The 14,231-nt window shown below is 72.7% G+C and carries 8 protein-coding genes and 1 pseudogene; 3 read left to right on the forward strand and 6 right to left on the reverse strand.

Going from position 1 to position 14,231, the window contains the following annotated elements:
• Window positions 1-137: 137 nt before the first annotated feature.
• The 5 genes and pseudogenes from ACK99Q_RS04800 to ACK99Q_RS04820 all read right to left on the reverse strand — a co-directional run.
• Window positions 138-2,036 (reverse strand): annotated as a pseudogene (locus tag ACK99Q_RS04800) (aminodeoxychorismate synthase component I); the annotation flags it as partial.
• Window positions 2,037-2,049: 13 nt separating this feature from the next.
• On the reverse strand, window positions 2,050-4,020 hold the full coding sequence (locus ACK99Q_RS04805) for a DNA polymerase III subunit gamma and tau (RefSeq protein WP_410185085.1): 1,971 nt from the start codon (window positions 4,018-4,020) through the stop codon (window positions 2,050-2,052).
• A gap of 33 nt (window positions 4,021-4,053) precedes the next feature.
• Entirely contained in the window at window positions 4,054-7,587 is a 3,534-nt protein-coding gene (locus tag ACK99Q_RS04810) for a hypothetical protein (protein WP_410185086.1), read from the reverse strand.
• Window positions 7,588-7,688: 101 nt separating this feature from the next.
• Window positions 7,689-8,282, reverse strand: coding sequence for an HAD family hydrolase (locus ACK99Q_RS04815; protein WP_410185087.1), 594 nt, complete (start codon window positions 8,280-8,282; stop codon window positions 7,689-7,691).
• The gene (locus ACK99Q_RS04820) at window positions 8,279-9,256 is read right to left on the reverse strand and encodes an alpha/beta hydrolase (protein ID WP_410185088.1); all 978 of its coding nucleotides are present in this window, start codon (window positions 9,254-9,256) and stop codon (window positions 8,279-8,281) included. The genes ACK99Q_RS04815 and ACK99Q_RS04820 overlap by 4 nt, the downstream gene beginning before the upstream one ends.
• Window positions 9,257-9,356: 100 nt before the next feature.
• Between ACK99Q_RS04820 and ACK99Q_RS04825 the strand changes: the two genes are divergently transcribed.
• The 3 genes from ACK99Q_RS04825 to ACK99Q_RS04835 all read left to right on the forward strand — a co-directional run bounded on the left by ACK99Q_RS04825 (window position 9,357) and on the right by ACK99Q_RS04835 (window position 12,950).
• Entirely contained in the window at window positions 9,357-10,664 is a 1,308-nt protein-coding gene (locus ACK99Q_RS04825; RefSeq protein ID WP_410185089.1) for a threonine/serine exporter ThrE family protein, read from the forward strand.
• Between the two features lie 71 nt (window positions 10,665-10,735).
• Window positions 10,736-11,851 (forward strand): acyl-CoA dehydrogenase family protein, encoded by a 1,116-nt coding sequence (locus ACK99Q_RS04830; protein ID WP_410185090.1) that lies wholly within the window; start codon window positions 10,736-10,738, stop codon window positions 11,849-11,851.
• Between the two features lies 1 nt (window position 11,852).
• Window positions 11,853-12,950 (forward strand): acyl-CoA dehydrogenase family protein, encoded by a 1,098-nt coding sequence (locus ACK99Q_RS04835; protein ID WP_410185091.1) that lies wholly within the window; start codon window positions 11,853-11,855, stop codon window positions 12,948-12,950.
• 200 nt (window positions 12,951-13,150) lie between these two features.
• Here ACK99Q_RS04835 and ACK99Q_RS04840 read toward each other — a convergent pair whose 3' ends face one another.
• Window positions 13,151-14,200, reverse strand: a complete 1,050-nt coding sequence (locus tag ACK99Q_RS04840; protein ID WP_410185092.1) for a biotin/lipoate A/B protein ligase family protein — start codon at window positions 14,198-14,200, stop codon at window positions 13,151-13,153.
• Between the last annotated feature and the right edge of the window lie 31 nt (window positions 14,201-14,231).

Raw genomic sequence — 14,231 nt, forward strand, 5'->3', positions numbered from 1 at the left:
GAGGGGGACGGATCCTTCGACCTTCGGGTCGCTGGGACGACATCGTGGTACCACGATGCGTCCCCCCGCAGGGCGTCGGCGAGGCGGGCGGTGAGGGGACCCGGGGGCCAGGCGCCGACGCCCTCGCACGAGGTGACCGGGACGATGCCGCGCAGCGCGTTGGTGACGAAGACCTCGGTGGCGGCCGCGAGGTCGGCGGTGGTGAGGCGGTGCTGGAGGACGGGGATGCCGAGTCCGAGCGCCAGCTCCACCACCCGCGCGCGGGTGGTGCCGGGCAGGAGCCGACCGTCGAGGGCCGGCGTGTGGAGCCCGTCGTCGAGGACCACGAAGAGGTTGGCACGCTCGGTCTCCAGCACCGATCCGTCGGCGTCGAGCAGCAGCGGCTCGGCGTCGGCGGGCGCGATCCGCGAGCGGTCGGCCCACTTGTGCTCTCCGAGGCCGCCCGGGAGCACCTGCGGCACGAGCGTCCACGTGGCGGGCGCGTCATCGAGCGGTGACGCGGTCATCGAGACCCGGACGTCGTCGCCGTGCGGCACGGCGTCGAGGCGCAGCCGGTGCCGGTCGCGGAGACCCACGATGCGCCGGTGCACCGCCTCCTCCAGCCCGGCCCGGACCGTGGTGCCGTAGACCGAGCGGACGCTGGCGTCGAGCCGCGCGAGGTGGGCGTCGAGGTCGTCGGCACGGCCGTCCACGACGAGCACGGTCTCGAAGATCCCGCGCGTCGCGTCGACGGCTCGTCCGACGTCGCCGAGGGGTGTGATCGCCTCGTCCGGCGCGCCGACCGGCGAGGCCTCGAGGTCGAGCCGTCCGCCGATCGCCCGGATCAGCGGCCGCGCCTTCACGAGGCACTCGGCGTACTCGTCGTCGGGATCGGAGTCGGCCACGATGCCGCCGCCGACCCCGAGCCAGACCCGCTGCCGGCCCTCGGCGTCGCGCGCGAACTCGAACGTGCGGATGACGACATTGAGCTCCATCCCGGCGGTGGCGCTGACGTGCCCGATCGCGCCGGTGTACGCCTCGCGGCCGGTGGTCTCGAGCTCGGCGATGATCTCCATCGCGCGCACCTTCGGGGCGCCCGTGACCGAGCCGGGTGGGAATGTGGCGCGCAGCAGGTCGCCGTCGCCGACGTCGGCGGGCAGGTGACCCACGACATCGGAGACCAGGTGCCACACGCTGTGCCGCTCGAGCCGGTTCAGCGCCGGGACCCGCACCGATCCGGGCAGCGCGACGCGGCCGAGGTCGTTGCGCATGAGGTCGACGATCATGACGTTCTCGGCGCGGTTCTTCGCCGAGGCCTCGAGCTCGCGGGGGTCGGCGGTGAGCGGAGCCGTCCCCTTGATGGGCGAGGTCAGCACCTCGTCGCCGGTGCGGCGCAGGAACAGCTCGGGCGAGAGGCTGGCCAGCGCTCCCTCGGGCGAGGAGACGTAGGCGGCGTAGGCGGGGCGCAGCGACTCGACGCCGGTGCAGAACGCGTCGAGCGGGTCGCCCTCGAACGCGGCCTCGAGCCGCGCGCACAGGTTGACCTGGAAGATGTCGCCCGCCTCGATGTGGTCGAGGGCCTGCCGCACGGCCGCGCGGTGGGCGTCGGGCCCGGGCGTCAGCTCGAAGGTGCCGGCGGTGAACGGCCGGGCCGGCGCGGGCGTGCCGATCGCCTCGAGCAGCGAGTCGACGCGAGCCGGGTCGGGCTCGCCGAGCGACTCGAGCCACCATGTGCCCCGCACCCGGCGCAGCACGAGGTCGTAGAGGCCGACGCGGTGGTCGGGCTGGGGGATCGGCCGCGGCGGGCCGTCGGGGAGCTGCTCCACGTGACGCCCGAGGCGGTAGCCCCACGCGCCGATCCAGCCGCCGCCGAAGCCGTCGGCCTCGTGGCGGGGCAGGTCGACGTCGTCCCACGCCTCCAGCAGGCGCACGGGCTCGCAGGCGATGAGGGCCTCGCCCTGGTGCCACGCCCCGACGAGGGCGACCAGCCGGTCGCGACCGCGCAGGCGCCGCAGGACCTCGGTGGGCGACGCGTCGAGGTCGAGTCGCCGCCGCACCGGCGGGCTCGGGTCAGCCGTGGGTGGTCTCGTCAATGATCTCGGCTCCGAGGTGCTCGGCCAGCAGTGCCTCGGCGTCCTGCGTGCCGTCGTCGACGACCGGGTCGTCGGGGTCGACGCCCGCGTCGGGGTCGAGGCGCTCGATCGGCACGGGACCCTGGCGCAGCGCGTCGCGGACCGACTCGGGCACGCGCGACTCCTGCTGCGCGGCCGGGGCCGGCGGTGCGCTGGCAGCGGGCGCCGGCGTGCTGCCGGCGGGCGTGGCCGAGGGATCGACGATCGCCTCGAGGCGCCACTGCACCGCCATCACGTCCGACAGCGCCTGCTGGACGATCTGGTCGGAGCCGCTCTTGACGAACGAGTCACGGGCGCCGGTGTTGACCAGCGCGAGCGTGAGGGTGGAGCCGTCGAGCGCGGCCACCTGGGCGTTCTGGCTGAGCATGACCCACGTGAACCGGCGCAGCTGCTGCACGCGCTCGAGGACCTGCGGCCACATCCGGCGGACGTCGGCGGTGGTCAGCTGGCCGGGCGCCGCGGAGGGCGCGGGAGCCGGCTGGGTGATCTCGGGCTCGGGGGCCGAGGGCGGCTGCACCCGCGGCGCCACGGGAGCGGGCTGCGGCGCGGGCTCCGGGGTCGGCTCCGGAGTCGGCTGGGGCGTCGGCGCCTGAGGCTCGGGTGTCTGAGGCGCAGGACTCACGGCCTCGGTGGTCCAGGTGGTCTCCGGGGCGGCAGGAGGCTCCGGGGTGGGGGCCGGCGCCGCGGGCTGAGGAGCCTCGGCGGCCGCAGGAGCAGGTGCGGCCGCGGGAGCCGGAGCGGCGCCCGAGAGCCGCCGCTCGAGCCGGTCGAGCCGTGCGTGGAAGCCCTCGACCGAGTTGTCGGCGCCGGGCACGAGGATGCGCGCGCACATCAGCTCGAGCATGAGGCGCGGGGCGGTGGCGCCGCGGAACTCGGTGAGCGCCTCGCTGACGAGGTCGGCCGCGCGGGTGAGCTCGGTGGGCTCGAAGCCCGCCACCTGGCGCTGGAGCACCGCCGTGCGGTCGGCGGGCGTCTCGAGCAGTCCGTTCTCGACGGCGGTGGGCACGGCCTTGAGGATCACGAGGTCGCGGAACCGCTGGAGCAGGTCCTCGGCGAAGCGGCGCGGGTCCTGGCCGGACTCGATCACCTTGTCGACGACGCCGAACACGGTGGCGGCGTCGTCGGCCGCGAACGCCTCGACGGCCTCGTCGAGCAGCGAGTCGGGCGTGTAGCCCAGCAGCTGGACCGCGAGGTCGTAGGTGATGCCGTCGGGGCCCGAGCCGGCGAGCAGCTGGTCGAGCACGCTGAGCGAGTCACGGACCGAGCCGCCGCCGGCGCGCACGACGAGCGGGAGCGCGGTGGGCTCGAGGCCGACGCCCTCGCTCTGGCACAGCTGGAGCATGTAGTCGCTCAGCAGCTTCGGCGGGACGAGCCGGAACGGGTAGTGGTGCGTGCGCGAGCGGATCGTGCCGATGACCTTGTCGGGCTCGGTCGTGGCGAAGATGAACTTCAGGTGCGGCGGGGGCTCCTCGACGAGCTTCAGCAGCGCGTTAAAGCCCTGCGGCGAGACCATGTGGGCCTCGTCGATGATGTAGACCTTGTAGCGGCTGCTGACGGGCGCGAAGAACGCGCGCTCGCGCAGGTCGCGGGCGTCGTCGACGCCGCCGTGGCTGGCCGCGTCGATCTCGATCACGTCGATGCTGCCCGGGCCGCCGCGCGCGAGGTCGCGGCAGCTCTGGCACTCGCCGCACGGATCGGAGATCGGCGCGCGCTCGCAGTTGAGCGCGCGCGCCAGGATCCGGGCGCTGGTGGTCTTGCCGCAGCCGCGCGGTCCGCTGAACAGGTAGGCGTGGTTGACCCGGTTGTTCGACAGGGCGTGGCGCAGCGGCTGGGTGACGTGATCCTGGCCGATGACCTCGGCGAACGTCTCGGGCCGATAGCGGCGGTAAAGCGCCAGGGGTGCGTCCACGGAGACCACCCTAGACGCCTGCCCCGACAGCGGTCACCGTCGCCGCACGCGCCCGACCAGCAGGCCTCCGGCGACCAGCAGCGCCAGCCCGGAGGCGAGCCACCAGGCCGACGTGGTGCCGCCGGTGCCGGCCAGCGCCGACTCCTTCTTCGCCGCGTCCTGCGAGGTCTCCTGCTCGTCCGCCGGCTCGTCGGCGTCCGTCGCGTCGTCCACGGGCGTCTCGTCCACCGGGGTCTCGTCGACCGGGACCTCGGCGGCCGGCTCGACCTCGACGACGAGCGTCGCGGTGGTGCCGTTCGCGTGGGTCGCCGTGATCGTGTGCGGTGAGGCGTGCGGGAAGGTGATGCGGTTGCCCTCGATCACGTCGGTGGCCACCGAGCTGGTGAACGTCACGTCGTCCGAGACGTCGCCGAGGTCGTTCCCGGCCGCGTCGGCGCCGGTCGCGGTCACGGTGATCGTGCCGCCCTCGACGGCATCGCCGGTGCGGGTCAGGGTCATCGAGTCGAGCGCGCCGGCCTGCGAGGTGACCTCGAGCGTCGCGGTGTAGGTGCGCGAGCCCTGCTCGACCGAGGCGGTCACGGTGCCCGTGCCGGGGGCCGTGCTGCTCAGCTGCCAGCCCTCGCCGTCGTGCTCCAGCTCGACGCCCGCGGGGGCGGACACGTCCCAGGCGGCCGGATCGACGCTCACGGGGTCGCCCGCGCCGTCGGTCAGGCTGAGGGCGACCGCGGTCGGCTCGGCGTTCGGGACGAGCGTGACCGCGTCGCCGATGTCGAACGCCGCGACGCCCTCGTCCCAGGTGGCCTCGAGCTCGACGCGCACGGCCGAGCCGTCGGCGCTCGCACCCGGCAGGCTCGTCGTGGCGGTGAAGGCGTCGCCGTCGTGGGACCAGCCGGTGAACACGTCGATGCCGCGCGTGGGGTCGGCGGGCAGGGCTCGGAAGCCGCCCTGCACCGAGGGTCCGTAGATCGTGACGGTGCCGGTGGACGCGATGACGTCGTAGTGGTGGCCGGTGACCTCGATGCTCTCGGCGACGTCGGTCAGGGCGATGACGCCACCGTTCGCGATGGTGCCGTCGCCGGTGATCGAGGCGCCGACGGTCGGATCGGCCGTGGTGCCGACGAGGCGACCGGTCGCACCGATCGTGAGGTCGTTGCGGGAGACGTCGATGGCGCCGGACGGCACGCGGACGACGCCGTCGATCGTGACTTCGCCTCGGGCACCCGACTCAGGGTGACCGATGACCGTGGCGGCGCCGGGTCCGCCGATGGAGGTGACGTCCGCGCCGGCGCCGATCTCGACGTTCGACGCGGCGGAGGTCGACTGACCCGAGCCAAGGCCGGGGGCCCAACGGCCACCCGTCGCCGACACGGTGCCGCCGAGGACCTCGACGGACGTGGCTCCCGTGGCGTTGCGACCGGATCCGATGCCGGCGCCACCGTCGGCGGCAGTCGACGTCACCGTCCCTCCGGTGATGCGGACGGTGCCGCCCTGGCTCATCCAGGCTCCGCCGATGCCGGACCCGACGCCCTCGAACGTCGTCGCGGTGACGTCGCCGCCGTGGATCGAGATGTCTCCCGCGGAGGCGCCGGTGCCGCCGCCGATCGCCGCGCCGTCCCACGAGCTGCGCGCCGAGACGGCGCCGCCCTCGATCGTGATCGTGCCGCCGGTTCCGGCGTACCCGCCGCCGATGCCCGCGGCGCCGTGTTGGCCGGCCGAGGCCTCGACGGTGCCGTCGTTGATCGTGGTCGTGCCGCCGGACTGGTGACTGCCACCGCCGATTCCCGCGGAGCCGCTGCCGCCCGTGGCGCGGACGGTGCCACCGTCGATCACGAGGGCGGCGCCGGTGGTGCGGATGCCCGCCGTGTCGGGAGACGTCGAGACGAGCGTGCCGTCGCCCTCGGAGTCGTCCACGGTGAGGGTGCGGTCGGCGTCGATCGTGACGCCGGAGACCGTGAGGTCGTGTCCCGCCAGGTCGAGGGTGACGTCGCAGGCGACGTTCACCGAGGAGCCGACGGTGAGGTCCGCGCCCAGGGCGATGGTCTCGTCGGGGCACGTGGCGAGGGCGGTGTCGAGGTCGGTCGTGGTGCGCACGACCCAACGCGCGGTGAGCGCGACGGTGACGGGCATGCCGTCGGCGGTTCCGTCGCCCAGGCTCGTGGTGGCGTCGAACGGCTCACCGTCGCGCTGCCAGCCGGCGAAGGTCAGACCGGGCTTCGAGGGCTCGGGCAGGGTCGCGAGCCCGTCCTCGACGGTCGGAGCCATGACGGTCAGCGGGTCGAGCGCCGGGCCGCGGGCGGAGTCGAAGGTCAGACGGTAGTGGTGGCCGGCCACGCGCACGCCCTCGGCGAGGCTGCCGGCGACGAGGACGCCCTCGTTGTCGATGCGTCCGCTACCGACGATCGCGGGGCCGTCGGCCGGCGTGGCCTCCGACCCCAGCACCGCTCCCGTCGCGCCGATGCGGAACGACGAGAACGTGGAGGCGTCGAGGTGACCGGAGGCGACGTGCAGTGTGCCGTCGACGGTCAACGGGCCCACGTTGTAGCCGGCCCCGGGCAGCCCGACGGCGGAGGACGACGAGCCGGCCGTCACGCTCACGTGGGCGCCGGCTCCGATCGCGATGGGCGAGCCCCCGAAGTAGCCGTCGCGCGCGGCTCCGATCGCGGAGGCCTCGCTGCCGGCGCGGGCCTCGACGGTGCCGCCGGTGATCGAGATCGACGTGAAGCCCCGGTTGTATCCGCTGCCGATGCCCGCACCGAACTCACCTCCGGTGGCGGTGATGGTGCCGCCGTTGATGGCGATGGTGCCGCCGGCACCCCAGCCGGCGCCACCGATGCCCGCGGCCCAGCTGCCTCCGGTGGCGGTGATGGTGCCGCCATTGATGACGATGGTGCCGCCGTTGCCACCGTTGCGACCGTCGTTGAGACCGCCTCCGATGCCGGCTCCGGCGTGTCCGCCCGTGGCGGTGATGGTGCCGCCGTCGATCGTCAGTCGGGCGTCGGTGGACCGGATGCCGGCCTCGTTGCTGCCGGTGCGGGAGGTGACGATCGAGCCGCCGGTGGCGGAGTCGTCGATCCTCAGGTGGCGGCCGATGCCGATCTCGATGCCGGAGGCGCGCAGCGCCCGTCCGGCCAGGTCGAGGGTGAGGTCGCACGGGACGGCCAACGTGCTCGAGGTGGTGATGTCCGCGCCGAGGGTGATCGTGTCGCCGGGCTCGCAGGCGGCGAGCGCGTCGGTCAGCTCGGTGGCGGAGACGACGGTGCTCGGCGCCGCAACGACGGCCTGGCGGGCCCGCTTCGGCTCGAGCGTGGGGGCGGCCTTCTTCTCCGGAGCCGCGGTGGCCTCTGCCGTGGGCTCGGACTCGGGCTCGGCGGAGGGCTCCGCCGTCGGCTCGGGGTCGGCGGTCGGCTCCTCGGTCGGCTCGGCCTCCGGTGTCGGCTCGGTGGAGGGCTCGACGGTCGCGTCGGCGACCGGGTCGGCGGTGACCGTCTCCTCGGCGAACGCGGGAGCCGAGGCTCCGATCAGCAGGGCGGTGACGAACGGCACGAGAAGGCGCGAGGGCGTGGGCACGCGGGGGCTCCAGAGGAAAAGAGGAGGAGGGGCGGGCTCACCCCGAACGCTCGCACTTTATGTCACATCAGGAACATGCGTCCCGGAAACTGACGGGTTCCTCAGCTTTGGAGCAGGGCGGGGACCTCGACCAACGACGCCACCACGTGCCGCGCGCCGGCCGCCCGGAGCTCCTCGGCCGAGCTCGGTCCGGTGGTCACGGCGAGGCCCCTCACCTCGGCGATCCGGGCCGCGTCCATGTCGTGCACGTGGTCGCCGACGTAGGTGTCGGCGGACTCGCGCACGAGGACCTCGGCCTTCTGCTGGCGCCAGGCGTCGCCCATCACCGCGTCGTGGGGCAGCCCGAGGTGCTCGAGGTGCAGGACGGCATTCGGACCGGCCTTCGCGGTGATGACGATGGCGCGGCCGAGCTCGCGTGCGGCGGCGAGCGCCTCGGCCGCCCCGGGCATCGCGAGCACGCGGGGGATCGCGATCTCGGGGTACATCGCGCGGTACCGCGTGAACATCTCGGGCACGGTCTCGGCGGGGAACCAGTGCTCGAGCTCCCACGTGAGCGGCGGCCCGAGGCGCGTCACCGCCAGCTCGGCGTCGATCGCCACGCCCGTCTGGCGCGACAGCTCCTCGTACACCGCGCGGATCCCCGGACGCGAGTCGATCAGCGTCATGTCCAGGTCGAACCCGATCGTGCGCGTCACGGGATCCAGCGGTCGAGCCACTCGCCGGTGAGCCGGTAGGCCTCGGCGCGCGGGTCGTCGTTCGAGAGGTAGACGTCGTGGCGGGCGTTCCGCACCTGCAGCGAGGTGACGTCGCCGCCGAGGCAGCCCGACCACCGCGCGATCTGGCGCACGTCGAGCACCGCGTCGGACGTGTCGGTCTTCTCGTGGTGCTTGAAGCTGAACCACGACCGGTGCGACCGCAGCACGAGCGAGGGCACGCCGACGTCGAGACCGCGGTGCAGGACCGCGTGGCCGCGCCGCACCGCCGTGAGCCAGCCGTAGGTCACGGGGAAGCCGGCGAGCGGCTTCCACGCGAGGTCGTAGTCCCACAGGCCACCGTGCTCGCGGTAGAGGCTGACGCCGTAGGCCTCGGCGAGCGGCAGTCGCATCCGGTCCTTGGGGCGGATCTGCGCGAACGCCCGGATCGCCTGCGTGCCGATCGAGCGCATCCACGGCGCGCCCTGGAGGTCGAACCACGGGCTGTTGAGCACGAGGCCGGCGATGCCGCGTCCGCGCGCGCCGCCGGGCTCGAGGTTGAGCCGGTCGAGCCACAGCGGCAGCACGAGGCCGCCCGTGGAGTGCGCCGACAGCACGATCGGCACGTCGGGCACCTCGGCGCGCACGGTACGCAGGGTCTCGTCGAGCTCGCGGTCGTACAGCGCGAGGTCGGAGACGTAGTGCGGCGTGTGGCCCTGGCCCAGTGACCGGCCGCACTTGCGCAGGTCGACGGAGTAGAAGGCGAACCCTCGGTCGGCGTAGAACTCGGCGAGCTCGGTCTGGAAGAAGTAGTCGCTGAAGCCGTGCACGTAGACCAGCGCCGCCCGCGGCTCGCCCTCGAACCGGCGGCGGACGAGGGTCGCGGTGATCTCGCCCTCGCCGTCGGGATCGGTGCCCAGGTCGATCGTGCGCCGCTCGTACGGGTCGCCCAGGATGTCCTCGGTCCAGCCGGTCATCGGTCCTCCTCGCGCTGCTCGGACCCCCACCCTAGGCCCAGAAGGCGGACCGGTTCGGGGGTACGCGGCATCCTCGTGGGCGATCAGGAAAGGTGGAGCCATGAGCACCTCGGCGCCGGAGACTCTCCGCATCATGGACCTCGCCCTGCGCGCGGGGGAGATGCTGCTGTCCAACGGCGCGGGCACGGCCGACGTGTCGGCGACGATGTCGTCGATCTGCCGTCACCTCGGTCTGCGCGGCACCTACGTCGACGTCACGCACATCATGCTGACGATGGTCCACGACCAGCAGCTCGACGAGCCTCCGCTGGTCCTGCGTCGCAACGTCGTCCGCCGCGAGACCGACTTCGAGGACGTCACCGCGATCGACCGCCTCGTGAGCGACCTGCTGAACGACGAGGTCGACCTCGACGAGGCGCGCTCGCGGCTGGCCGCGATCGCGACGAGCGGTCACGCGCGGCCGCGCTCGGTCGTGATCGGGGCGGCGGGCGCGGTCGGCGCCGGAGTCGCCCTCATGCTCGGCGGCGGCGCGCTGGTCACGGCGATCGCCCTCCTGGCCGCCGTCGTGATCGAGGTCGTCCGACGGCCGCTCGAGGTCCGGCGGCTGCCCGACTTCTACATCCAGGTGGTGGGCGGCCTGTGCGCCTCGCTCATCGCCGTGTCCGCCGCGGCGCTCCAGGTGCCGTCGCCGCCGTCGCTCGTCATCGCGGCCAACATCGTCGTGCTGCTGGCCGGACTGGGCCTCATGGGCGCGATCCAGGACGCGCTCACGGGCTACCACCTGACGGCCGTGGCGCGGCTGCTCGAGGTCGTGCTCGCGACGGGCGGCATCGTCGCCGGCGTCTCGGGCGGACTCATGGTGGGCCGGATGCTCGGCGTCGACCTCGGCTCGGGCACCAGCTGGCCCGACCTCTCCCACCTGCCGTTCGTCACGATCGGCGCGGCGATCGCGGCCGCCGGCTTCGCGGTGCAGTCGTACGCACCCTGGACCTCGGTGCCGGTCATCGCGGCCATCGGCGCGGGCGCCGGCGCGTTCTCGGCCGCGATGTTCCAGAACGGCCTCGACCGGCCCTGGGCCGCCGGCATGGCCGCGTTCCTCATCGGCGTCGTCAGCTATCCCGCCTCGCGTCGGCTGCGCATCCCCGCGCTGGTGATGGTGGTGCCGGCGATCGTCCCGCTGCTGCCGGGCCTGACGATCTACCGCTCGCTCGCCCAGCTGGCCGAGGAGAGCCTGTCGGGCATCTTCGCCGGCATCACCGCGATGGCGGTGGCGGTGGCGCTGGCCGCCGGTGTCATCCTCGGTGAGTATGCTGCTCAACCGCTCGGACGCGAGACCAAGCGGCTCGAGCGCCGGCTGTCCGGACCACGTCTGGTGGGCCCCTTCCGAGCCAAGTCGAAGCGGAAGTGACTCACTGGTGTCAACGGCAGTTGCACAGTATTCTCGATGCTAAGCAAGCGCTTAGTGCGAAGGGGCACTTCATGAGACTTCAGTTGTCAGCCGAGGACCAGGCATTCCGCGAGGAGATGCGTGAGTTCTTCACCACCCAGGTTCCGCAGGAGATCCGCGACGCCGTGATCAACCGCGGCGAGCTCACGCGCGACCAGATCGTGCGCTCGCAGCAGGCGCTCAACGCCGGCGGACTGGCCGTGCCCGGGTGGCCGGTCGAGTGGGGTGGCAAGGACTGGACCCAGCTCCAGCGCCACATCTGGCACGAGGAGATGCAGCTGGCCGGCGTCATGCCGCCGCTCGCGTTCAACGCCTCGATGGTCGGCCCGGTCATCGCGACCTTCGGCTCGCAGGAGCTCAAGGAGCGCTTCCTGCCCGCGACCGCCAACCTCGACATCTGGTGGAGCCAGGGCTTCTCCGAGCCCGACGCCGGCTCCGACCTCGCCGGCCTGCGCACCACCGCCGTGCGCGACGGTGACGAGTACGTCGTCAACGGCCAGAAGACGTGGACCACGCTCGGCCAGTACGGCGACTGGATCTTCACCCTCGTCCGCACCGATCCCGATGCGCCCAAGAAGCAGATGGGCATCAGCTTCCTGCTGATCGACATGAAGTCGGAGGGCCTCACGGTCCGCCCGATCGAGCTGATCGACGGTGGCCACGAGGTCAACGAGGTCTTCTTCGACAACGTGCGCGTCCCCGCCGAGAACCTCGTCGGCGAGGAGAACAAGGGCTGGACCTACGCCAAGTTCCTGCTCGGCAACGAGCGCGTGGGCATCGCCCGCGTCGGTGACAGCCAGCTGCACCTGGCCTCGGCCAAGAAGAAGGCCAAGGAGCAGGGCGTGTTCGAGCAGTACGCCTCGCGCATCGCCGACATCGAGAACCAGCTCACCGCGCTCGAGCTCACCGCTCTGCGCGTGGCCGCCGGCTCCTCCGGCGACAAGCCGCACCCCGCGTCGAGCGTGCTCAAGATCAAGGGCTCGCAGCTGACGCAGGCCGTCTCGGACCTGCTCGTCGACCTCGAGGGTCCCGCGGCCATCACCAGCCGCGACACCCGCGTCTTCCTCAACAACCGCAAGGTGTCGATCTACGGCGGATCCAACGAGATCCAGCGCCAGATCATCGCCGGCACGATCCTGGGACTGTGACATGGACTTCACCATCGATTCGGAGCAGAAGGCTCTCGTCAAGGCCGTCCGTGGCCTGATCACCAACGTCTACGAGTCCTCCGAGGCCCGTCGCGAGGTCACCAAGACCGAGCCCGGCTTCGCCGCGTGGGACAAGCTCGCCGAGATGGGCGTGCTGAGCCTGCCGTTCGAGGCCTCGCCCGTCGAGGTCTCGCTGGCCGCCGAGGAGCTCGGCAAGGTCATCGCGCCCGACCCGTTCGTCGAGGCGATCGTGCTGGCCGGCGGCCTCATCGAGGCGCTCGGCACCGACGAGCAGAAGAAGCAGTACGTCGACGCCATCGCCGGCGGCGAGGTCCTGCCGATCCTGGCCTGGCTCGAGCCCGGCAAGCGCTGGTCGACGCAGGCGTCGGTGACGTTCGCCGACGGCAAGCTCAACGGCGTGAAGGCCCCCGTGGTCCAGGCCGAGCGTGCCGACCTGCTGCTGGTCACGGCCGCGCTGCCCGAGGGCGGCACCGGCGTGTTCCTCGTCGAGGGCGCCACGGCGGTCGAGACCGTCCGCACCAACGACGGCAGCCGCGCCGCCACCGTCACGTTCGGCGACACCCCCGCGGTGCAGCTGGGCGAGGGCGGCGACCAGACCGCCGCGCTCGAGGTCGCCCTCGACCGCGCGCGCATCGCCTACGCCCACGAGGCGCTCGGCGCGATGGAGACGGCCCTGACCACCACGGTCGGCTACCTCAAGACGCGCAAGCAGTTCGGCGTCACGCTCAACACGTTCCAGGCGCTCAACCACCGCGCCGCGGACATGTACGTCGCCCTCGAGCTGGCCCGCAGCACGATCACGTGGGCCACGATCGTCGCGGCCGACGAGGACACCACGCCCGAGCAGCTGGCCACGGCCGCCTCGCACGCGGCGCTGCAGGTCAGCGTGGCCGGTCGCCACATCGGCCTCGACGCGATCCAGCTGCACGGCGGCATCGGCATGACCGCCGAGTACTCGGTCGGCCACTACGCCAGCCGTCTGCTCGCGATCGAGCACCTGATCGGCGACGGCGAGTTCCACCGGGCGCGCCTGGCCGCCACGGTCGGCGATCACGACGTGTTCGACCCGATCGGCTGATCCAGCCTTCACGACGAGACCCGCCGAGCGCTGCTCGGCGGGTCTCGTCGTCTGTGCTGGCGCGCCCGTCCCCCTCCCCGCACGCCGAGTGGTGCAAACCGGGGTCGCGAGTGGCGCAGAAACGCCCGCCACTCGCCGAGTGGCGGGCCGTTTTGCGCCACTCGCGGAAACTCAGTGGCTCGGGCGGGGCGGGGGCGGGGTCAGGGCACGCGGTGGGTCCACTCGCGCGTCGAGAACTTCTCCTCGACGAGGCGCTTGGCCTCGCTGAGCTCGGCCTCGGTGTACTCCGAGTCGTGCGTGGCGTACCGGCGGCGGAACGTCTCGAGGAAGCTGTCGAGGATCGCCTCGCGGGACAGGCCGGTCTGCGAGCGCATCGGGTCGACGCGCTTGTTGGCCGAGCGGGTGCCCTTGTCGCTCATCTTCTCGCGGCCGATGCGCAGCACCTCGGTCATCTTGTCGGCGTCGATGTCGTAGGCCATCGTCACGTGGTGCAGCACCGAGCCGCCGGCGAAGCGCTTCTGCGCGGCGCCGCCGATCTTGCCGGCGTCGCTGGCGATGTCGTTGAGCGGCACGAAGCGCGCGTTCACGCCGACCTCGGCGAGCGCCTCGATGACCCAGTCGTCGAGGAAGGAGTACGAGCGCTCGAAGCTCAGCCCCTCGACGAGCGACCCGGGGACGACGAGCGAGTACGTGATGCAGTTGCCGGGCTCCATGAACATCGCGCCACCACCGGAGACGCGGCGCACGACGTCGATGCCGTGCTTCGCCGCGCCCTCGGCGTCGATCTCGTTGACGTAGCTCTGGAAGGAGCCGATCACGACGAGCGGGCTGTCCCAGTCCCAGATGCGGAACGTGGGCGGCCGGGTGCCGTCGGCGACCTCGCGGCCGATGATCTCGTCGAGGGCGACGTGCATCGCCGGGTCCATCGTGACGGGGCCGATGACGTCGAACGTGTGGTCGTGCCAGCCGGTGGCCTTGCCGAGCGCCCGGCGGACGGCGATGCCGACGGCCTCGGGCGTGAAGCCGATGAAGGCGGTCTCGGGGCCGACCGCCCCGGTGATGGAGGAGGTGAGCTGGTCGACGGACGCGTCGACCGAGAGGCCGGTCAGCGCCGCGTTGACGTCGAGGAGAGCCTCCTCGGGCTCGAGGAAGAAGTCCCCCGAGACGCTGACGTCGACGAGCCGGTCGTTCTGGACTTCGAGGTCGACCGCGACGAGCTTGCCGCCCGGGACCTTGTATTCACCGCGCATGTCCGGTTCAACACCCCCTGGCGGCAGATGC

This window comes from Aeromicrobium sp. MLTX1 (genome assembly GCF_046452335.1).
In the GTDB taxonomy this organism is placed as follows: Bacteria; Actinomycetota; Actinomycetes; order Propionibacteriales; family Nocardioidaceae; genus Aeromicrobium.